Annotated in this window: 22 protein-coding genes; 11 read left to right on the top strand and 11 right to left on the bottom strand. The window is 32.6% G+C overall.

The window, feature by feature from the left end; translation table 11 throughout:
• Nucleotides 1-3: 3 nt before the first annotated feature.
• Complete coding sequence (locus GKZ86_RS01160) at nt 4-768, top strand: alpha/beta fold hydrolase (RefSeq protein ID WP_154781305.1); 765 nt, start codon at nt 4-6, stop codon at nt 766-768.
• 41 nt (nt 769-809) lie between these two features.
• A complete protein-coding gene (gene yihA, locus GKZ86_RS01165) occupies nt 810-1,430 on the top strand; it encodes a ribosome biogenesis GTP-binding protein YihA/YsxC (protein WP_154781306.1) in 621 nt (206 codons plus the stop codon).
• Nucleotides 1,431-1,536: 106 nt separating this feature from the next.
• Here yihA and gldC read toward each other — a convergent pair whose 3' ends face one another.
• Both gldC and gldB read right to left on the bottom strand, forming a co-directional pair.
• Entirely contained in the window at nt 1,537-1,872 is a 336-nt protein-coding gene (gldC, locus tag GKZ86_RS01170; protein ID WP_026985662.1) for a gliding motility protein GldC, read from the bottom strand.
• Nucleotides 1,872-2,828: a gliding motility lipoprotein GldB gene (gene gldB / locus GKZ86_RS01175; protein WP_154781307.1), complete on the bottom strand. Its 957-nt coding sequence runs from the start codon at nt 2,826-2,828 to the stop codon at nt 1,872-1,874. Before gldB ends, gldC begins: the two co-directional genes overlap by 1 nt.
• Nucleotides 2,829-2,928: 100 nt before the next feature.
• Here gldB and nadE point away from each other — a divergent pair, with 100 nt between their 5' ends.
• Nucleotides 2,929-3,735, top strand: a complete 807-nt coding sequence (gene nadE / locus GKZ86_RS01180) for an NAD(+) synthase (protein WP_154781308.1) — start codon at nt 2,929-2,931, stop codon at nt 3,733-3,735.
• A 94-nt stretch (nt 3,736-3,829) separates the two neighbouring features.
• Nucleotides 3,830-4,459 (top strand): response regulator transcription factor, encoded by a 630-nt coding sequence (locus GKZ86_RS01185; RefSeq protein WP_026730588.1) that lies wholly within the window; start codon nt 3,830-3,832, stop codon nt 4,457-4,459.
• Between the two features lie 114 nt (nt 4,460-4,573).
• Here the strand turns inward: GKZ86_RS01185 and dnaG are convergent, their stop codons facing one another.
• The 6 genes from dnaG to rlmN all read right to left on the bottom strand — a co-directional run bounded on the left by dnaG (nt 4,574) and on the right by rlmN (nt 11,805).
• Nucleotides 4,574-6,637, bottom strand: a complete 2,064-nt coding sequence (gene dnaG / locus GKZ86_RS01190; RefSeq protein ID WP_154781309.1) for a DNA primase — start codon at nt 6,635-6,637, stop codon at nt 4,574-4,576.
• A gap of 127 nt (nt 6,638-6,764) precedes the next feature.
• Entirely contained in the window at nt 6,765-7,814 is a 1,050-nt protein-coding gene (locus tag GKZ86_RS01195; RefSeq protein WP_154781310.1) for a hypothetical protein, read from the bottom strand.
• Nucleotides 7,815-7,919: 105 nt separating this feature from the next.
• Nucleotides 7,920-8,660: a hypothetical protein gene (locus tag GKZ86_RS01200; RefSeq protein WP_154781311.1), complete on the bottom strand. Its 741-nt coding sequence runs from the start codon at nt 8,658-8,660 to the stop codon at nt 7,920-7,922.
• Nucleotides 8,647-9,207, bottom strand: a complete 561-nt coding sequence (locus tag GKZ86_RS01205; protein WP_154781312.1) for an RNA polymerase sigma factor — start codon at nt 9,205-9,207, stop codon at nt 8,647-8,649. Before GKZ86_RS01205 ends, GKZ86_RS01200 begins: the two co-directional genes overlap by 14 nt.
• 211 nt (nt 9,208-9,418) lie before the next feature.
• On the bottom strand, nt 9,419-10,396 hold the full coding sequence (locus GKZ86_RS01210) for a polyprenyl synthetase family protein (protein WP_154781313.1): 978 nt from the start codon (nt 10,394-10,396) through the stop codon (nt 9,419-9,421).
• 365 nt (nt 10,397-10,761) lie between these two features.
• Nucleotides 10,762-11,805, bottom strand: a complete 1,044-nt coding sequence (gene rlmN / locus GKZ86_RS01215) for a 23S rRNA (adenine(2503)-C(2))-methyltransferase RlmN (RefSeq protein ID WP_154781314.1) — start codon at nt 11,803-11,805, stop codon at nt 10,762-10,764.
• Between the two features lie 318 nt (nt 11,806-12,123).
• Here rlmN and GKZ86_RS01220 point away from each other — a divergent pair, with 318 nt between their 5' ends.
• From GKZ86_RS01220 to GKZ86_RS01250, 7 genes are all read left to right on the top strand, one after another.
• Nucleotides 12,124-12,693, top strand: coding sequence for a YceI family protein (locus tag GKZ86_RS01220; RefSeq protein WP_154781315.1), 570 nt, complete (start codon nt 12,124-12,126; stop codon nt 12,691-12,693).
• A 5-nt stretch (nt 12,694-12,698) separates the two neighbouring features.
• Complete coding sequence (locus GKZ86_RS01225; protein WP_154781316.1) at nt 12,699-14,090, top strand: hypothetical protein; 1,392 nt, start codon at nt 12,699-12,701, stop codon at nt 14,088-14,090.
• A 31-nt stretch (nt 14,091-14,121) separates the two neighbouring features.
• On the top strand, nt 14,122-14,646 hold the full coding sequence (locus tag GKZ86_RS01230; RefSeq protein WP_228526612.1) for a hypothetical protein: 525 nt from the start codon (nt 14,122-14,124) through the stop codon (nt 14,644-14,646).
• A gap of 217 nt (nt 14,647-14,863) precedes the next feature.
• The gene (locus tag GKZ86_RS01235; protein WP_154781318.1) at nt 14,864-15,457 is read left to right on the top strand and encodes a YceI family protein; all 594 of its coding nucleotides are present in this window, start codon (nt 14,864-14,866) and stop codon (nt 15,455-15,457) included.
• Between the two features lie 271 nt (nt 15,458-15,728).
• Nucleotides 15,729-16,094 (top strand): hypothetical protein, encoded by a 366-nt coding sequence (locus GKZ86_RS01240; protein ID WP_154781319.1) that lies wholly within the window; start codon nt 15,729-15,731, stop codon nt 16,092-16,094.
• 112 nt (nt 16,095-16,206) lie between these two features.
• A complete protein-coding gene (locus GKZ86_RS01245) occupies nt 16,207-16,848 on the top strand; it encodes an O-methyltransferase (RefSeq protein WP_154781320.1) in 642 nt (213 codons plus the stop codon).
• A gap of 20 nt (nt 16,849-16,868) precedes the next feature.
• Nucleotides 16,869-17,591: a phytanoyl-CoA dioxygenase family protein gene (locus tag GKZ86_RS01250; RefSeq protein WP_154781321.1), complete on the top strand. Its 723-nt coding sequence runs from the start codon at nt 16,869-16,871 to the stop codon at nt 17,589-17,591.
• A 176-nt stretch (nt 17,592-17,767) separates the two neighbouring features.
• On the opposite strand, the gene GKZ86_RS01255 is transcribed toward GKZ86_RS01250, so the two are convergent.
• From GKZ86_RS01255 to GKZ86_RS01265, 3 genes are all read right to left on the bottom strand, one after another.
• Nucleotides 17,768-18,340, bottom strand: coding sequence for a phosphatase PAP2 family protein (locus tag GKZ86_RS01255; protein WP_154781322.1), 573 nt, complete (start codon nt 18,338-18,340; stop codon nt 17,768-17,770).
• Nucleotides 18,340-18,699, bottom strand: a complete 360-nt coding sequence (locus GKZ86_RS01260; protein WP_154781323.1) for a twin-arginine translocase TatA/TatE family subunit — start codon at nt 18,697-18,699, stop codon at nt 18,340-18,342. The genes GKZ86_RS01255 and GKZ86_RS01260 overlap by 1 nt, the downstream gene beginning before the upstream one ends.
• A 105-nt stretch (nt 18,700-18,804) precedes the next feature.
• Nucleotides 18,805-21,051: a M1 family metallopeptidase gene (locus GKZ86_RS01265; RefSeq protein WP_154781324.1), complete on the bottom strand. Its 2,247-nt coding sequence runs from the start codon at nt 21,049-21,051 to the stop codon at nt 18,805-18,807.
• Nucleotides 21,052-21,072: the final 21 nt, after the last annotated feature.

The following is a 21,072-nucleotide window of genomic DNA, read 5'->3' on the forward strand; positions in this document are numbered from 1 at the left end:
TAGATGGACAAAAACTACAAAAAAGAAGGCAAGTACAGCTATTATGAAGCTGGAGAAGGAACTCCTATCGTTATTTTACACGGCTTAATGGGAGGCCTAAGTAACTTTGATGCTGTAGCAGAATATTTCCCAACGAAAGGATATAAAGTTGTAATTCCTGATTTGCCAATATATACCCAAAGTATTTTAAAAACCAACGTAAAAAGTTTTGCGAAATACGTTAAGGACTTTATCACTTTTAAAGGCTTTGACAAAGTAATTTTATTAGGTAACTCATTAGGAGGACATATCGCCCTGTATCACACTAAACTATATCCTGAAAAAGTAGCAGGACTTGTAATTACCGGAAGTTCGGGACTTTACGAAAGTGCTATGGGAGACAGTTACCCGAAAAGAGGCGATTATGAATACATCAGAAAAAAAGCTGAAGATGTATTTTATGATCCTAAAATTGCAACTCCTGAACTAATTGATGAAGTATATGCTACCGTAAATGACCGCATCAAACTGATCAAAACCTTAACGATTGCTAAAAGTGCCATTCGTCATAATATGGCAAAAGATTTACCAAAAATGACAGCTGAAACCTGTATTATTTGGGGTAAAAATGATGCCGTAACTCCACCAAATGTTGCAGAAGAATTTGATAAATTATTGCCTAATTCAACTTTATATTGGATTGACAAATGTGGACACGCTGCTATGATGGAACATCCTGAGGAATTCAACAAGATTCTTGAAGAATGGCTCGTTAAAAAGAATTTATAGCATCTAACTTTCGATTTTAGGAGGTTTTAAAAACAAAACACATGAAAATTAATACCGCCGAATTTATTATCAGTAATTCTGAAGTTGCAAAATGTCCTAAGGATTTTTTGCCGGAATATGCTTTTATCGGCCGCTCAAACGTAGGTAAGTCATCGTTGATTAACATGCTTACCAACCATAAAAATTTAGCCAAAACTTCAGGAAGACCAGGAAAAACGCAATTAATTAATCATTTTAAGATTAACAACAATTGGTTCCTTGTCGATTTGCCTGGTTATGGTTATGCTAAAGTTTCTAAAAAAACAAAGTCGGTTTTTCAGCAATTTATTACTGATTATTTCGAAACCAGAGAACAACTTGTTTGTGCTTTTGTTTTGATTGATATTCGCCACGAAGCTCAAAATATTGACATTGAATTTATGTCGTATATGGGAGAAAGCGAAATTCCGTTTTGCATTATTTTTACTAAAGCAGACAAAATCAGTAAAACCAAAGTTGACTCGCATATTGCTGCATACAAAAAACAAATGTTTGCCAATAACTGGGAAGAAATGCCACATTATTTTGTGACTTCAGCAACAGAACAAACAGGAAAAGATGAAGTTTTAAATTATATTGACGAAGTTAATCAGGAGGTTTTTAAAAACAATAGCGAATTTTAAATTCGAAATTCCAATCCTTCGACTTCGCTCAGGAAGACAAAAAAAATCCCAAATTCCAATTATAAGATTGAAATTTGGGATTTTTTTTATTGGGATTTTTAAATATTTATTTTGTCAATTCCAATTTCTCTGCAAAGTAATCACAGAAATCTTTCATTGTATCTGACATTTTTTCGTCATCGGTAGCACGTTTAAAAGTGTCTGACATTGCTACTAAAGTTTGATGAAAGAAAATCTTCATTTCATCTACCGGCATATCTTTCGTCCACAAGTCAATACGCATCGTTTCTTTGGCTTTACTATCCCAAATAGACAACATTATCGCTTTTGCTTCTTCGGCCTGAACACCGCCATCCTGAGCGCTCCATGTTAATTTTTCCGGCACGCGGTTTTCGTCTAATTCTATATTGAATTTAATTTCTGAGTTTATTGTATCTGACATTATTTCTTAGGTTTATATTTTGACTTTTCGAAAATTTCTTTTGCATCTGTTTTTAATAATTCAGGCAACGTAACATTATTGTTTTTCATGTAAGAACGCACCATTTGCCAGCCAATCCAGGCTCCAACTCTTCCCGGTGATTCGTTATCCAGTTCTAAATAAAATTTAGAAAACGGAGCTGGCGCAATAAATCGGGTATTTAATTTAGGATCGGCGCTGTATAACATTTCTTTTTCAAGAAAATAACGCCACATATAGTTTTCATTTTCTTCACACCATTTTATTTGTTCCGGCGTATAACCCATTTTATCTGCATCTGTATAATCAGGTAAAAGCAAATCTTTTGCATACAATTGTTTTCCTTCAAAAATCATTTGAGAAAGTAGCGTTTTATCAGCAGAAGGCGGAATGTTTCTATAAGCAAAACTAGAAACCACATCCGGCATGATTTGTTTTTCTTCGAAATTTTGTTTCAAATAATTCGGAAACTGATAAAACTTATGTTCTCTTCCTAAATACAATTCCAATGCAACAATCACCAGACTATCTGCATAAATCGCTTTAGCATTATAATCCATTTCTGCAATTACCGTAATTACTTTAGGTGTTTTTGTTTTTGGAAAATAATATTTTACGTGTTGAAACAACGTATTGAATTCCTCACGAACCGGTTCAAAATTGGCGTATCTTTTTTGTACTTCTGTATAAACTTCTTTCCAAATTGGATCCTGCATTTTATTTAGCCAAACTGCATCATCATTTCCAGGTGGAAAAAAGAAAGGATATTGTCTTTTTACTTTTGCCAGATCCTCTGGTTTGGTTTCAAAAAACACTTTATCAAAACGTTCTACTTTAATATCAACAGGAATTTCCTCAACTGCTTTTTCGACTTTACTTTTTTGATCACAAGACAAAAAAAACAAGCACAGAACCACTGCAAAGCGATATATTTTCATTTTATTTTAATTAGATTTGTGTTGCTAAAATTTAAGCAAAATGTATACTTAAAAAATTTTATGCAAATATACATCCCTGTATCTTAAAACTTGAACTATTATGGCTAAAAAAAGTACTATTCAGACAGAAAAAGTAAATACCTACATTGTAGAGTGGTTGAAAAATTATGCTAACAATGCAAAAGTAAATGGTTTTGTTATTGGAATTTCCGGTGGAGTTGACTCTGCTGTAACTTCAACCTTATGCGCACAGACCGGTTTAGAGGTTTTATGTGTAGAAATGCCAATTCATCAGGCTGAAAGTCAGGTATCAAGAGGAAGAGAACATATTGAGCAATTAAAAAAGCGTTTTCCGAATGTTTCGAACGTGCAAACTGATTTAACGACTACTTTTGAAGCTTTTAAGAGCTCAGTGCCATCTTCAAAAGATTCAACAAAAGTTAATTTATCGTTAGCGAATACAAGAGCTCGTTTACGAATGACTTCTTTGTACTATCTAGCTGGTATTCACGGGCTTTTAGTAGCAGGAACGGGGAACAAGGTAGAAGATTTTGGTGTTGGTTTCTATACAAAGTACGGAGATGGAGGAGTTGACCTAAGCCCAATTGCTGACTTAATGAAGTCTGATGTTTATGCTCTTGGGGAATATTTAACAATTCCAAACTCAATTTTAACAGCAGCTCCTACAGATGGATTATTTGGTGATAACAGAACCGATGAGGATCAATTAGGAGCCAGTTATGACGAACTTGAATGGGCGATGCTTGCTGCGGAGTCAGGAAATACGGTAGCTGACTTCACTGGGAGAGAAAAATCTGTCTTTGAAATTTATAAACGTTTAAACACCAGCAACAAGCATAAAATGGATGCAATACCTGTTTGTTTAATTCCAAAAACGTTAAAATAAAACTTTTTAACATTTGTCTGCGATTAATTACAGAATTTATTTATTAATTTTACAACTCCAAAAAACATGATAATAATTCTAAAAAGGTAAAATTATGATTAAAGTATGTCTTGCAGACAATCATCCTGTGACTCACTTTGGCGTTAAGTCTTATTTTAAAGACCACGATCAAATTTCAATTGTTGCCAACGTAGGCAATTTTTCAATGGTTAGAGATATTCTTCAGACGAAGGAGATTGACATCCTAATTCTAGATCTAGAGTTAGAAGGTCTTTCGAGCATCTTCGAAGTGAAATCTATCCTGAAAAATTTTCCGAAAACAAAAATTGTAATTTTTAGTGACCTCGCTGAACAGATGTATGCTCCAAATGCAATTAAAGCAGGAGTTTCTGGTTACGTGCACAAAACAGAAAAACTTGAAACTTTAGGTCTTTCTATCATTAAAGTGCATGAAGGAAAAATTATTATCAATGAAACAGTTCGCAAAAACATGGCCCTAATTGCTAAACAAAGCAAGAGCGAACGTTTGTACAGAAAACTTTCTAATCGCGAGATTGAAGTTTTGCGCTATTTAAGCGATGGTAAAAAAAACAATGAAATCTCAAAAATTTTAAACCTGAACGAAAAAACGATCAGTACTTACAAATTGAGATTATTAACTAAATTAAATGTTACTAATTTAGTTGACTTAGTTAATAAAGCTAAGACATTAGAAATTATTTAATGGTGTAAAATTACTCTTCCGGTATCTTCCAAATATCGGCGAATAATCCAAAAACCGTAGACGAAAGCTCTGTATTATCTGATTTATCAGTTATATAGAGCTTTTTAATTTTATTTAATGGTAAGGAACTACAACTCTTCCAAGTTTTCTTGAAAAATTATTCAGCAATTTTGAATAGTCTACAACCATTGACAATAGTTCTGAATTATCTTCTTGCGGGTCTGACAGCAATGAATTTTTTAATTCATGGATAATTTTAGAAACCAAATACCAACGCATAGAAAAAATAGTATCTGAAACATTTTGCTCTATGGTTTCTGTTTTATGTTTCGGAAAAATATTTTGCCCTTCCCAGTTGTGAATGGTTACTTTTTCATCTTCCATTAAAATATTGGTCACTTCCTGCGCAAAATCAGGATGAAGATGCATCAAATATTTATCTAAACTAAACGTTTCATTTTGATTGTAAAAATCGATCAAACCTTTAAAAATATCCTGAAATAGTTGATTTGATAATTCTACTTCGTCTTCCTGAAGACTTAAATATACTTTTTCGTAAACTTTATATTTTCTTTTTTCTGAAACTTCTTTTACAACTCCTTCTTCATCTGCTTTTAGGAAAACATCTTCAAAATCTTCCAAAACGTTTCCGTAAAGCAATAATATTTCGATAATTTTTCTTTCGAAACCGTACAAAATATCTACTTTTTCTGCCTGTTGCTGCGGATATCCCGGCTCTTCATGATAACCTTCCGGCGGCCCTGTTCTTGGATCTTCCGGATCTCCTCCTGAATATCCAGTCTGTTTTGGGTTTTGGTTTCTAAAAACTTCAAAAGGTTTTTGTTCCTGCTTTTGCTTTTTATTAGCTTCTGCAACATCTTTTTGAATCAACTGCGCCAATGTACTCATAAGCACCTGTTCAGAAATATCCATTATTCTGGCACATTCCTGAATATATACTTCACGCTGAATACGATCTGGAATTTTAGAAATACTACTAACCATATCCCTAATCAAGTCGGCTTTTTTTATAGGATCGTTTTTAGCATCGCCCATCAGGATCGAAGCCTTAAACTGTATAAAATCTTTACTGTTTTCTTCTAAATATTGTACTAAATCATCGTGAGAATTTTTTCTGGCAAAACTATCCGGATCTTCTCCATCAGGAAAAGAACAAACCCTAACGTTCATTCCTTCTTCCAGAATTAAATCAATTCCTCGAATAGAAGCTCTTAAACCGGCAGCATCACCATCAAAAAGCACGGTAATATTTCTTGTCAAACGATTAATTAACCGAATCTGATCTGGCGTCAAAGCCGTTCCTGACGATGCTACGACATTCTCAATTCCGGCCTGATTAAACTGAATTACATCGGTATAACCTTCAACTAAGTAACAATTATTTTGTTTGGCTATAGCTTGTTTTGCGTGGTAAATACCATAAAGCACTTTACTTTTATGGTAAATATCACTTTCAGGTGAGTTCAGGTATTTTGCTGCTTTTTTATCATTGGTCAAAATACGTCCTCCAAAACCTAAAACACGTCCCGACATACTTTGTATCGGAAACATAACTCTGCCTTTGAAACGATCAAAAGGACGATCTTCTCTTGCTATTGTTAAACCTGTACTTTCTAAATATTCTAATTTATACCCTTTTCCAAGTGCTTCTTTTGTAAATGCATCCCAGGTTTCGGGAGAATATCCCAAACCAAATTTTTTGATGGTTTCGTTGGTAAAACCTCTTTCTTTAAAATAAGAATATCCAATTGCTTTTCCTTCTTCAGAATTTAAAAGCACGTCCTGAAAATATTTTGATGCAAACTCAGAAACCAGATACATACTTTCGCGCACATCTGTTATTGCTTTTTCTTCGTCTGTTTGTTCGGTTTCTTCAATTTCGATATTGTATTTTTTGGCTAAATACCGAATGGCTTCGGGATAGGTAAATTGTGAATGTTCCATCAGGAATTTTACAGAATTTCCTCCTTTTCCTGTACTAAAATCTTTCCAGATTTGTTTTACAGGCGAAACCATAAACGACGGAGAGCGTTCATCTGAGAACGGACTCAAACCTTTGAAGTTACTTCCGGCGCGTTTTAAATTTACAAAATCACCAATAACCTCCTCTACACGAGCGGTTTCAAAAACAGTATCAATTGTATTTTGTGAAATCAAAACGTAAAATTTTTTAAAATTGAGAGCCTGTAAAAGTACATAAATCAATCTTGAAATTTGAAATTTTTACACAAAAAAAGTGCCTCTTTCGAAGCACTTTTTCTACTAACTAAACTCAACTCAATTTTTAATTTAAATCAAAACGCAATCCTAATGAAATGTTTTTTTCTTCTACTAAATTATCCTGAAACAATGGGTTTAAATCGTATTTCAAATACAAACTAACCGCTTTGTAACCTATATAAGAACTAAGTCCGTAAATAAAATTATTGACATTATAATCGCCTTTTATAGTTGTTTTATACTTTAAATCTTCTTCTTCAAATTTTAAAATTTGTTTTGATTTTACGTTGATTCCAGCATAACCACCAATCCCGAAACGGAAACTTTCATGCGTTCTGAAATAGGTTTTTCCGTCACTGTATTTAGGTCTGGAGAAATCGAATTCTAAATGTACTGGCGCCACTAAATAGACATTTCTAAAACGTGATTCGGTCAAATGTATGGGATTAACTTCTAAGTTAGTCTGATCTCCGTTTACAACAAAACTTCTGTTATCTGTTGGGCGAATATTGTTATACATTAATGATAATCCATATTTAGCATGCAATAAATTATCTGTTTTTATTAATCTGGTATTATACGTTAAACCCCATTCGTAAAAATGTGAACTCATAAAACCATAATTAGAATCCTGAAGTTTTCCGTCGACCATCATATTATTTAAACCCATTGCAAATACAAATTGCGAAGTCGTTCTTCTCTCGCCATAAATAGAATCTTTATGTCGTTTACCGCTCCAGGTTTTATCATCCCAGTGCAAAATCAAAGCATGTCTCTTTGTTGAATCTTGTTCTTTGATTTTTCCATCTACTTTTTGTTGTACTAAATCATTAAGTTCATTTTGTGCCAAAGTCACTTTTTCTTCAATAATAACAGCTCTTGCCTCGGCTAACTCTTTTTTTCGCTTTTCGGCCACTTCCATCGTTATCCTTCCGTTAGACAACTGAACATTTACAGCTTCGATTTCTTGTTTTAAAGCTTCTTTTTCTTCTTTTGTAATCTTCTCGATTTTGTTGGCAATATCTTTTGCTCTTGATTCAAAAGTTTCCTGTCCAAGCACTTTGCTGACAAATAAAAAAAATAAAATTACGAGGTAAACGGTAAAATTTTTCATGATTGATTGTTGATTGATTGATGATTATTTAATTGTGAATTATAATTATGAATTTTAAAATCTTGATTCTTTATTCTATTCTCTATCTTCTTCATTCTTTATTCCCTACTCTTGGTGATTCCGGTTTCCTAAAGCCACTTTTACTGTCTGATAGTTTTTATTGACTTTTGTAATTACTTTTTCCCTAAATGAAAGTTCCAGTTCGCCGTCGACCTGATTTAGTAAATCGGCAGCATTAATTTTTACTTTTGCTTTTTTAACAGCACTTTCAGCTACGTTTTTTTCAGCTGTTTCTAATAATTGATCTACATTTTCTTTTTTAGGATTTTCAGCAATTACGGTTTGAACAGTATTTGATTGTTTTTCTTGATTGTTTTTGATGATGATTGAAGACTCCGCTATTTGATTTGGTTCGTTTTTAATGTTTTTATTTGATTTCTGATTAAGACTATTTTCTTGCTTATTTGATTTTTGTACCGAAATTTCTGTTGAAGTTTTTTCTACAATTACAGTTTCAGTTTGAATTGAATCAACATTATTTAAAATTGGTTTTGCAACAGAATCTTTTTTGGAATTTTCTTTAACAACTACACTTTTAGGTATTTCAGTCGTATTTTTCTTTTGATTCAAAAAGAAAGTTCCAACCAATAAAAACCCAACAATGCTGGCAGCGATATAAAGCCATTTGTTTTTTCTGGTTTGCATTGAATGAAATTGAGCTGTTGGTTTCTGTTCTTCGGCAATACTCAACATTGCATCTAATCGATCCCAGGCTTTGTTACTTGGCTCAATTTTGCGTTGGTTTAGTTTATCACGGAAATCCTTTTCAAAATTATTCGGTTCCATTATCTTGTTTTTTTAATGTATTAATTTGAGTTTGGAGCATTCTTCTTGCGTGTGATAATTGCGATTTCGATGTTCCTTCATTTATTCCCAGCATCTTTGCAATTTCATTGTGTTTATAACCTTCAATAGCATATAAATTAAAAACCATTTTATAACCATCCGGTAAGGCATCAATTAAAAACTGAATCTGATCTATCGAAAACTGAATGTCTATCGCATTAAAACTTTCTTCGACATATATTTCATCTTCAGTAAATTTTATTTTCTTCTGAACTCTTAAATAGGATATGCATTCGTTAACCATAATTCTGCGAATCCAGCCTTCAAAACTTCCTTTGTGTTCAAATTTATTTAGGTTGGTAAATACTTTCATAAAAGCGGTTATCATGACATCTTCGGCCAATTGAATATCTTTTATGTATTGTCGGCAAACGCTTAACATTTTTGATGAAAACCTGCTGTATATCTGTTGTTGTGCTTGTCGATTATGTTCGACAGCCAACCTGATAATTTCGGTTTCTTCTTGATGTAAATGAATAATTTTCATTAATAAGCGTTCAAATTTTGTTTTACTAACAGACTTCTATTAGCATAGACGAGTATCGTTTTAAAATGGTTGCATGAAGGAGAAAAATTTCAAGAAAAAATATCCCGTAGTGTCGGAACCAAATTCCAAAACACAGAAATACACAACTGATTTACAACAAAGTAAATCAATTATCTAATTGATAAATTTTATAATTATCTAATTAAAAAATTTATTTTTTTCTTTCTATAACGTAATTCACCATTAAGATAAGCGCTGCTTTGAATTCAGAATCGGGGTAATTCTCTAAAAGTGAAAGCGCTTCTTGTTGAAATTCGACCATTTTATTTTCGGCGTAAGCCAAACCATTATTGTCTTTTACAAAAGCAATCACTTCTTTAACACGTTTTTTATCTTTATTATGGTTTTTGATGGAGTTTATCAACCACTTTTTTTCTTGCGGAGTACAAGTATTTAAAACATGAATTAAAGGCAAAGTCATTTTTTGTTCTTTAATATCAATTCCGGTTGGTTTTCCTATAGCTTCTTCGCTATAATCGAATAAATCATCTTTTATTTGAAAAGCCATTCCGATAAGTTCGCCAAACTTGCGCATATTTTCGACCTGAATATCATCTTCAATTACTGATTTTGCTCCAAGAGCGCAACAGGCCGCAATAAGTGTAGCAGTTTTTTTTCGAATGATTTCGTAATAAATATCTTCTGTAATATCAAGTCTTCTTGCTTTTTCTATCTGAAGCAATTCTCCTTCGCTCATTTCGCGAACGGCTACAGAGATAATTCGGAGTAAATCAAAATCGCCATTGTCTATCGAAAGCAATAAACCTTTTGAAAGTAAATAATCACCAACCAAAACAGCAATTTTATTTTTCCAAAGTGCATTAATAGAGAAAAATCCGCGGCGGCGATTACTGTCATCAACCACATCATCGTGTACTAAAGTTGCCGTATGAATAAGCTCAATTACAGATGCACCACGATAGGTTCTTTCGTTTACAATTCCACCTGAAACCATTTTTGAAGTCAAAAAAACAAACATCGGACGCATTTGTTTTCCTTTTCGATTTACGATGTAATAGGTTATGCGGTTTAGTAATGCAACCTTTGAGGTCATCGATTCATGGAACTTTGTTTCAAAAAGTTCCATCTCGTTAAAGATGGGCTGTTTTATTTGAGAAGTAATATTCATTTCGATTCCAAATATACTATTTTAAATAAAAAAACGTTGTCTATTTTATGTTAGTATATTAATAATTTATATAATAATTAAGAAAGTACACCAAAATCATTCTCTATTTAAAGACTAATTTGAGTTCATTAATTAAAGTAAACATATTTGAAATTATTATGAAAACAAATTGACCTAAAAAATAAGAATCCTTTTTGCCCAATGAAAAAAGCATTAAAAACAAGTTCTATCCTTGTCTTTAATGCTTTTTTATTTTAAAATAATCACATTATTATTTATATAGTCGCTACGGGATACTGTCTTAATTTCTTATCATTTATTTTCTACCGATATTTTCTACCAATACAAATAAAATGAATTTTATTTTATCCTTCTTTATTCGCCAATTGTCCGCAAGCGGCATCAATATCTTTTCCGCGGCTGCGACGAACTTTTACTACTACTCCAATATTTTCAAGTGCTTTTATGTAAGCCATAATTGACTCTTCTGAGGCTTGTTGAAACTCTCCGTCATCAATTGGATTGTATTCGATTAAATTGACTTTGCAAGGCACATATTTACAAAATTTAACCAAAGCATCAATAGACGCTTTGTCGTCGTTAATTCCTTTCCAAACGACATATTCGTATGAAATCTTATTTTTTGTTTTTCTGTACCAATATTCTAATGCTTCACGCAGATCTGCCAATGGAAAGTTCTTACTGAAAGGCATAATTCTGGCACGAATTTCATCAATAGCCGAATGCAGAGAAACTGCCAACTTGAATTTTACATCATCATCGGCCATTTTTTTAATCATTTTCGGAATTCCTGATGTTGACACCATAATACGTTTTGGCGACATTCCTAAACCTTCCGGAGATGTAATCATGTCAATAGCTTTAATGACATTATTATAATTCATTAAAGGTTCTCCCATTCCCATAAAAACAATATTCGAAAGCGGATGATTATGGTACAAACGACTTTCTTTATCAATTGCTATAACCTGATCGTAGATTTCTCCCGGTTCCAGATTTCGCATTCTTTTTAATCTTGATGTTGCACAAAAATTACAATCTAAACTACAGCCAACCTGACTTGAAACACAAGCTGTTGTTCTGGTTTCTGTTGGGATCAAAACAGATTCTACTACTAAACCATCGTGTAGACGAACTGCATTTTTTACTGTTCCGTCGCTACTGCGCTGCATTGTATCAACCTTAATATGGTTGATTACAAAATTATCTTCAAGCATAGAACGTGTTGTCTTGGCAACATTCGTCATATCATCAAAACTGTGTGCGCCTTTGCTCCATAACCATTCATAGACCTGATTGCCACGAAATGCTTTGTCATTATTTTCGACAAAAAAATCCCTCAACTGATCTTTTGATAAGGCTCTTATATCTTTTTTCTCAATTTGCATGGTGCAAATTTAAGTATTTGTTCACTTCTAAAAGTACAAAGTGCCTGTCAATCTATAAAAATCAAAAAATTAACATTTTAAAAAAATTAGTATCACAGGTTGTTTAACTAGGTTTCATGCTGTTTGTCGAGATAACGCAATACTGAAAACGATGTAGTTATAAATACAATTTTAGTAAAATTTTAACAATGATCTTTATCATGTATCTCACTGAAATATAAGAAGATCTTTGATACAAGTTAAAACAACATCCTTAGTACTAAAAGAAAACCGGTCGATTTATTAACTTATTTTTTATAATAAAAACATGACAAAAAAATGAAAACCAATAAAATCAAATTATTTGCAATTGTAATTGCTCTTTTCGGAATCACTTCAATTGCTACAGCACAAAAATCATACACATTAGATGACAAATCTACTTTTTTAGTTGCAGGAACTTCAACGCTTCATGATTGGGAAATGAAATCAGCCTCAGGAACCGGAACAGCAAATTTTACGATAACTAATTCAAAGCTTACTGAAATAGAATCTATATCAGTTACTCTTTTGGCAGAAAGCATTAAAAGCGAGAAAAAAAGCATGGATAAAGTAGCGTATGAAACTTTAAAAACTGACAAAAACAAAAACATAAAATACGTTTTAAAATCTGCAGAAAAAGTAAATGAAACCACTTGGGAATTAACCGGAACTTATACCATTGCCGGAGTTAGCAAAGTGTACAAGACTACCGCAAAAGCAACCGTTACAAAAGACGGATTAAACCTCCAAGGATCTAATAAAATCACTTTTACAGAGTTCGGGATGAAATCACCAACCGCAATGCTCGGAACTATTAGAACAGGACAAGACTTAACTATAAAATTCAATTTAAACTTTAATCTATAAACGCCATGAAGAAAATTTATATTCTATGCATAACATTAGTCAGCACGTTTGCTGTTAATGCCCAGGTAAGTTTTGGTCATATTCAAAACCAGATTCCACGAAGCCAAAAAGGCATTAATCAATTTGATGTAAAAAAAGATACTGTTGCCTATAAAGGACTAAGTGTAGATATGGGAGCTGCATTTGCTCTTCAATTTCAAGCTTTAAATTCGTTTAACGATCAAAAAAACCTGGCTACGGCCCCAAATTACCGATTAAATAATTTAGAGAACAACTTCAATCTGCCAAATGCTAATTTTACAATTGGAGCACAATTATATGATGGTGTACGTGTAAACTTAGATGTTTATCTGGCTTCCAGACATCACAATGAAACCTGGGTAAAAGGAGGTTATTTGCAAATTGACAAACTTGACTTCATTAAAAAAGATTTCCTTGCTGATTTCATGCAGTATACAACGATCAAAATTGGTCAAATGGAGAATAACTATGGTGACGCACACTTTAGAAGATCTGATAACGGAAATGCTTTTATAAATCCCTTCGTAGGAAACAATATTATGGATGCATTCATTACAGAAATGGGAGCTGAAGTTTATTACAACAGATCTGGTTTTGTGAGTATGATTGGAGTTACCAATTCGAAACTAAACCAAAACGTTCAGGAAATTGTACCAGCTACTTCTACAGCAGCAAAACCGGATAATAATACAACTATAAGTCCTTCTATTCTTGCAAAATTAGGCTGGGATAAACAAATCAACAATGATTTGAGAATTAGATTAACAGGGTCTTATTACCATACTGCAAATTCTAGTGGAAATTTATACTCTTCTGATAGAGCCGGAAGCCGTTTTTACGGTGTAATGAGCCATGCTGATTACAACATTACAGATCCAACAACCGGAGCAACTATGAGTACTGTAGCAAACAACTTTGATCCAACTGCAAATAAGGATACAGGAAGATTTAATCCCGGGTACGGAAACTGGGCAACATCTTACATGGTCAACCCATTTATCAAATACAAAGGTTTTGAGTTTTTTGGAACGTTAGAATTTACTTCCGGAGGAGATTATAAAGGTACAGATGACAGTCGTAAAGTAAATCAATATGTAGGAGATTTAATTTATCGTTTTGGCGAGGGAGAAAGATTTTATGTGGGCGGAAAATACAATTTAGTTGACGGAAAACTTTCAAATGCAAGTACCGAAGCTATTCAAATAAACAGATTTGAAGCTGCAGCGGGCTGGTTTATGACTAAAAATGTTTTAGCAAAACTAGGATATGTTGATCAACACTATAAAAACTTTACTCAATTTAACGGAGCAACTCCAAACGATCTTTTTGGCGGAAGCTTTAAAGGGATGATGTTCGAAGCAGTAATTTTATTTTGATAAAATGTTCAGGAGATTTATTTTTTTAATTATGGGTTTAGCTATTTTCTTTTTCTTAGGAAGTGCTAAACCCACTTTTTTAACAGATGATACAACTTTGGTAATAAACAAAATTAAAATAGAAATTACCGGACTATCAACTGTTGGCAAATACAATTGTTCTAATACCCTTTCTATAAAAGATACCATTTATATAAATTCGGTTAAAAAGAATGCTTTTAATACCGAAATTAAAATGTCAAGTTTTGATTGTGGCAACAAAATAATGACGAAAGATTTACAGGGAACCGTAAAAGTCAAACAATTTCCTAATAGTTCTGTTTGCATTACAGATGTAAAACCCAGCGGAAAAAATTACAAATGCAAACTCAACTTTTTCATTACAGATAAAATATTAAAATACAAAGACTTTATATTATACAATTCTGATGATAAAATTCAGGGAACACTTAATCTAAAGTTTTCAGATCTTGAGTTAGAACCACCTGTAAAAATGGCCGGATTAATAAAAGTTAAAGATGATATTATAATCAATTTCAGCCTTTACAAGAACTAACTTCTTTGCTTTAAAAATTCTGATGCTATATTGAGCCTACACTAAATCAGAATAATAATTATAGTTATTAAATAAATTTCTAACTATGATTTTTATCATTCTCTACGATATGTGTTCATCATAAATTTGATCTAAGAAATAAGGAAAGGATTTTAATTCTACAAAAAACTCAATTGAAGTTTTCCTTATTCCAAAAACAAACTAATACCATATCAAAATGAAAGCAATTAAATCAATTTTATTGACAGTGATTTTTATAACATTGTCATTACAGACAAATGCACAAAGAAATTATAGTGTGGCAAAATCAACTTTTGAAGTTGCCGGAACTTCAAATGTACACGATTGGGTAATGAAATCTACAGAAGGAAATGGTACTGCTAACTTAACCGTTATAGACTCTAAACTAGCAGATATAAACAACTTAACGATTACGCTACCTGCAGAGAGCATAAAAAGCAGTAAAACAAGTATGGATGACGTGGCTTACGAAACCCTTGACACAAAAACATACAAAAATATCAAGTACGTTCTAAAATCTGCAAATAAACTAAACGAAACAACCTGGAATTTGATCGGAACTTATACTATTGCAGGAATCAGTAAAGATTACAAAACCGTGGTAAATGTAACGGCTGGTAACGGAATTTTTATTTTAAAAGGATCTAACCAAATTACCTTTGCTGATTTTGGTATGTCTCCTCCAACAGCGGCTCTTGGAGTTGTTCGAGCCGGAAAAGAACTGAGTTTGATTTTCAACATTACATTAAATGATTTTAGTAAAAATGACAATGTTTTGGTCATTAAATAGTAAAACCATTATTTTTAAATACTGAAATAAATTGTCCTTAATAATAAAAAATCAAATTATAACAGATTTTCGTTTGCATGAAATACTCTTATAATACTTATGAAAAAAAAATTATGGATCAAACTCAAAAAAAATAAAATTTTGGCACAACAATTGTCTTGCTCTGAAAAGAAAAATAATCTTACGAAGAGCGCTTAATTTTAAAATTTGTATTTTTATTTTTTCAGCTTTATAACCTTTATATTTTATCAACTTTAAAAATGAATTAATCATGAAAAAACAAATTTTAAGCTTAGCTGCTGTTGCCTTATTAGCATTCGCTGTACAATCATGCGAGAAAAAAGAACCAAAACCGGGAGAAGAAGATTTAACGCTTGGAAACAAGGTTGACACGCTTACTACAGATATTGAACAAGCAAAAGATACTGCTGTAGTTAAAGTAGAAAACGCTGCTGCTGAAGCAAAAGCTGCTACGAATAAAACGGTTGAAGAAGTAAAAGATGCTGCTAAAAAAACAGCAACAGAAGTAAAAGAAGCTTCTAAAAAAGCTGCAGATAAAGCAGAAGCTGCTGCAAAAGCCGCTAAAGACGGAACTGTAAAAACAGCAAAAGATGTAAATGAAGCTTTGAAAAAATAATTCTATTTAAATTCAGAATTAAAACCATCCGCGGCGGCGGATGGTTTTTTTTATGCAAAAAAGTAAGCCAATATTTTTTGTATTTTTGCTCTTAAATTAGAACACTTACAAGATGCATTTTATTTCACAAGACCTGGAAGATTATATTGAACAACATTCTGAAAACGAACCAGAATTATTAGCAAAACTAAATAAGGAAACGTACCAGAAAATACTTTTACCAAGAATGTTAAGCGGGCATTTTCAGGGTCGCGTTTTAAGTATGCTGTCTAAATTAATTCGTCCGGTAAATATTCTTGAAATTGGTACTTATACCGGCTATGCTGCTTTATGTTTATGCGAAGGAATGCAGGAAAACGGGCAATTGCACACAATAGATATTAAAGAAGAATTGGTCGATTTTCAAAGAAAATATTTTGATGCATCACCTTGGGGAAAACAAATTTTTCAGCATTTAGGCGAAGCAATTGATATTATTCCAAATTTGGATGTTAAATTTGATTTGGTGTTTATTGATGCTGATAAGGAAAATTACCTCAATTACTGGGAAATGATTGTTCCAAAAATGAATAAAGGCGGAATCATTTTATCTGATAATGTTCTGTGGAGCGGAAAAATCTTAGAGCCGGTACACCCAAATGATGTTAGTACGAAAGTACTTTTAGAATATAACTTACTTTTGAAAAACGATCCGAGAGTAGAAACTGTTTTATTACCAATTCGTGATGGTTTGACAGTTAGTCGGGTTCTTTAACTCTATTCAAAAAAACATAAATGAGCTACAGCAATGAAATAAATTCTGAAGGTTTTGCAATTATTAATGATGTTTATTCTGAAAATGAAATCGAGAAACTGATTTCATTAATTGAAAATACTACAGAAAACAAAACCGATAATGGAACCTTTAGAAAATCGCAGGATTTATTCGCTATTAGACAATTTCACAAAGAGATTCCTGAAACTTTGCCTTTTATTTTCAATCAAGACCTAAAGGAAATTATTAAAGAAAACTTTGGAGAAGGTTATTTCATAACTAAATCCATATATTTTGACAAACCTGAAAAGTCGAATTGGTTTGTTGCTTATCATCAGGATTTGACCATTTCAGTCGATAAAAAAACAGAAACAGAAAACTTTGAGAACTGGACTGTAAAGCAAAATCAATTTGCGGTTCAGCCGCCAAAAGAAATTCTAGAAGATAATTTTACTATTAGAATTCATATTGATAAAACTACAAAAGACAATGGTGCTTTAAAGGTTATCAATAATTCTCACTCAAAAGGAATTTTAAGGATTGAAAATCTTGACTTTGAAAATGAAAAAGAAACGATTTGTGAAGTACAGAAAGGTGGAATAATGATTATGAAACCTCTATTATTTCATGCTTCTAACAAAACTACAAATAACGAAAGAAGAAGAGTCATTCATATAGAGTTCAGCAATCAACAACTTCCTAATGAAATGGAATGGAGTGAGAAAATAATTCCTGAGAATTGATTTATTTTAAGCTTTAATATAGTTTGTGTCATTTCGAGGAACGAGAAATCACATTCAAAGAGCAACGAACCGCAATTCCGTTATATGATTTGTCGTTCCTCGAAATGACACAATTTTTTACTTAAATTCTTTTTTAAAAACCTTAGAATCTCAGCAACTTAGCACCTCAGAACCTTTTATACAACCTTTTCAGGAAAATATTGTGGTTTTAATTTTCTATAAACCAAGAATAATAAAAATCCGAAAAGCGCTCCGAAGAAATAACCTGTTAGAATATCTCCAGGATAATGCAATCCTAAATAAATACGACTATACGCGAAAATAAGCGGCCATAGAAATAGAAATCCCAGGTATTTGAAACGGCTTTTCAGAATCAAATACAAAAAGGTTGCAACCGCCATTGTATTAGCAGCGTGACCAGAGAAAAAACTATACGATTGTCGAGTCAGAACAAGACGAATATGTGAATTAATTTCAGGGTTATTACACGGACGTAAACGTTGAAAGTTATATTTGAACAAATTAGTTACCTGATCTGTAAATGTAATCAGGATGGCTATAAAAAGTACAATATATAAGGTTTGCTTACCTCCTACTTTTTTATAAATAAGATAAAAAAGAAATAGGAAAAATGGTGTCCAATAAACTTGATTGGTAATAAACAGCCAAAATCCATCGTAAGTTTCAGAACCTAAACCATTCAGATACACAAGCAAATTGGTATCTAATTCTTTTATGTTTTCAAGCATTATATTTGGCGTTTTACAGGTCCGGAGATTGAATCTATGTCTTCTTTTACTTTGTCGATTTCTGTAGCAGTATCGCCTAATAAATTACTCGATAAATTAGCAGTATCTCCTAATAAGTTAGTTTTTGCCTCGTTAATTTGAGCATTGATATTTCCGGTGATATCTGTCAAGGATTTAGCATCAAAACCATTGGCTTCTGCTCCTTTCTGAATTTCACTTTTAATATCGTTCGTCGCATTTTTTAACTGTGCCATCGCCTTACCCATTGTACGGGCAATTTCAGGAACTTTGTCTGAACCAAAAAGCATTAGTACTATAAACAGTATAAAAACTAATTCACCTCCACCTATACCAAACATATCTTTTATTTTTGTGTAGCTACAAAGATATTAAATTTTGTAGCTGCGAGTTTTAAAATTTACTTAAAAAAAAAAGACTCTTTTCAGAGTCTTTCATTTTTATATTTATTCAAATTTTGACTTTTCTTCTACTTTTGGCCAAGAGTTATTGGTTACATCAATATCAGCAGTCATTAATTTTGGGTCAATTTGTATACTTTTAATTGCTTTTGAAGTTGCATAAACTTTCTTGGCAGTATCATTATTTTTTCTCCAGATTTGAGCCGGATATTGATAATTATCTTTAGAACCGTCTTCATAAGTAATTTCAACCAGGATTGGCATAATCATTCCGCCTGGTTTATTAAATTCAACTTCGTAGAAATATTTAGGCGATTTTAAACTCGCTTTTTCATCTGCCGTAAAAGTCTGATCTACATAATCAGATAATAATTTTACATCTTCTACTTTTAATGCTTTTTTCTTTGAGCTGCTTACCTCTGCATTTTCTCCGGAAACTAAATAAACGAATGGTCCTTTTTCAAATCCAAAACGTCCTTTTCTCACTTTTACATCTTTAATATCAGCTGTTGGGGTTTCAGAAACATAATATTGTTTTACATCTTTAATTCCGATATCTACGAAATCTGTTGAATAAAACCATCCTCTAAAGAACCAGTCTAAATCTACAGCAGAAGCATCTTCCATAGTTCTAAAGAAATCTTCCGGTGTTGGATGTTTAAATTTCCATCTGTTTGCATACGTTCTAAAAGCATAATCAAACAAATCTTTCCCCATAACTACTTCTCTTAAAATATTAAGACCTGTGGCCGGTTTTCCGTAAGCGTTATTACCAAATTGAACGATTGTTTCAGAATTAGACATAATTGGCTCTAAAAACTTTTGATCTCCACTCATGTATGGAACAATATTTTTTGCAGGTCCGCGTCTTGAAGGAAAATTTGGATCTAATTCCTGTTCTGCCAAATACTCTAAAAATGAATTTAAACCTTCATCCATCCAAGTCCATTGGCGTTCATCTGAGTTTACAATCATCGGGAAGAAAGTATGTCCAACTTCATGAATTACAACACCAATCATTCCGTTTTTAACTTCTTTACTAGTCACTCCATTTTCATCAGGACGACCAAAATTCCAACAAATCATTGGATATTCCATTCCCTGATCTTCTGCAGAAACTGAAACTGCTTTTGGATAAGGATAATCGAATGTATGAGATGAATAGCTTTTTAAAGTATGAGCAACGGTCATAGTTGAAGTTTCTCCCCAAAGCGGATTTGCTTCTTTAGGATAAACAGATTCTGCCATCACGATTTTACCGCCCAATTTTACCGCCATTGCATCGTAAATGAATTTTCTTGAAGAAGCAATTCCAAAATCACGTACATTTTTAGCACTAAATTTCCATGTTTTTTTCTTGTCTGAGAAACCTTTTTCAGTTGCTTCAGCTTCAGCCTGAGTAACAATTACAACCGGTTTATCAAATGATTTTTGAGCTTGTTCGTAACGTTTTACCTGTTCTGCTGTAAAAACTTCAGCTCTGTTTGTTAATTCTCCTGTAGCATCAATAACGTGATCTGCAGGAACTGTAATATTTACGTCAAAATTTCCAAAAGGAAGAGCAAACTCTCCGCTTCCCCAAAATTGCATGTTTTGCCATCCTTCAACGTCGTTATAAACGGCCATTCTTGGGTAAAACTGTGCAATTACATATAATTTATTTCCGTCTTTTTCGAACAATTCATAACCGGAACGTCCGCCTTCTTTTCTGTAATTATTGATGTTGTACCACCATTTTATAGCTAACGAAATTTTTTCTCCCGGTTTTAGAGGAGTTGCCAAATTAATACGCATCATCGTTTCGTTGATCGTATATGACATTGGATTTCCTTTTATATCTTTTACCTGTTCGATATTAAAACCACGTTCTAAGTCTTTTCTTAAGTATTTATTTGAAAAACCGTCAAGTGCCAAAACCTGATTCATTTTTTCGCTTTCGGCTAAAGTCGACTGTGTGTTTGCTTTTGCCTGATTTTGATCCAACTGAATCCATAAATACTCTAAACTATCAGGAGAATTATTAGAATAAGTAATAACTTCAGATCCGCTTAGTTTTGAATTTTTATCGTCTAATTCGATGTCAATTTTATAGTCTGCCTGTTGTTGATAGTAAGCAGGACCCGGCGCTCCAGAAGCTGTACGAAACATATTAGGAGTCGCCAACAAGTCATACATTTGACTAAATTTGTTCGTATCGTACTTTCCTTGTTGTTTTGGAGCAACTGTTGTTGTGTTTTTTTCCTGAGCCATTAAAAAAGCAGGAAAAAGTAATAATAATGAAAGTTTTTTCATAAAATAGAATAGGTAGTTTTG

Source organism: Flavobacterium sp. LC2016-13 (assembly GCF_009707955.1).
Classification (GTDB): domain Bacteria; phylum Bacteroidota; class Bacteroidia; order Flavobacteriales; family Flavobacteriaceae; genus Flavobacterium.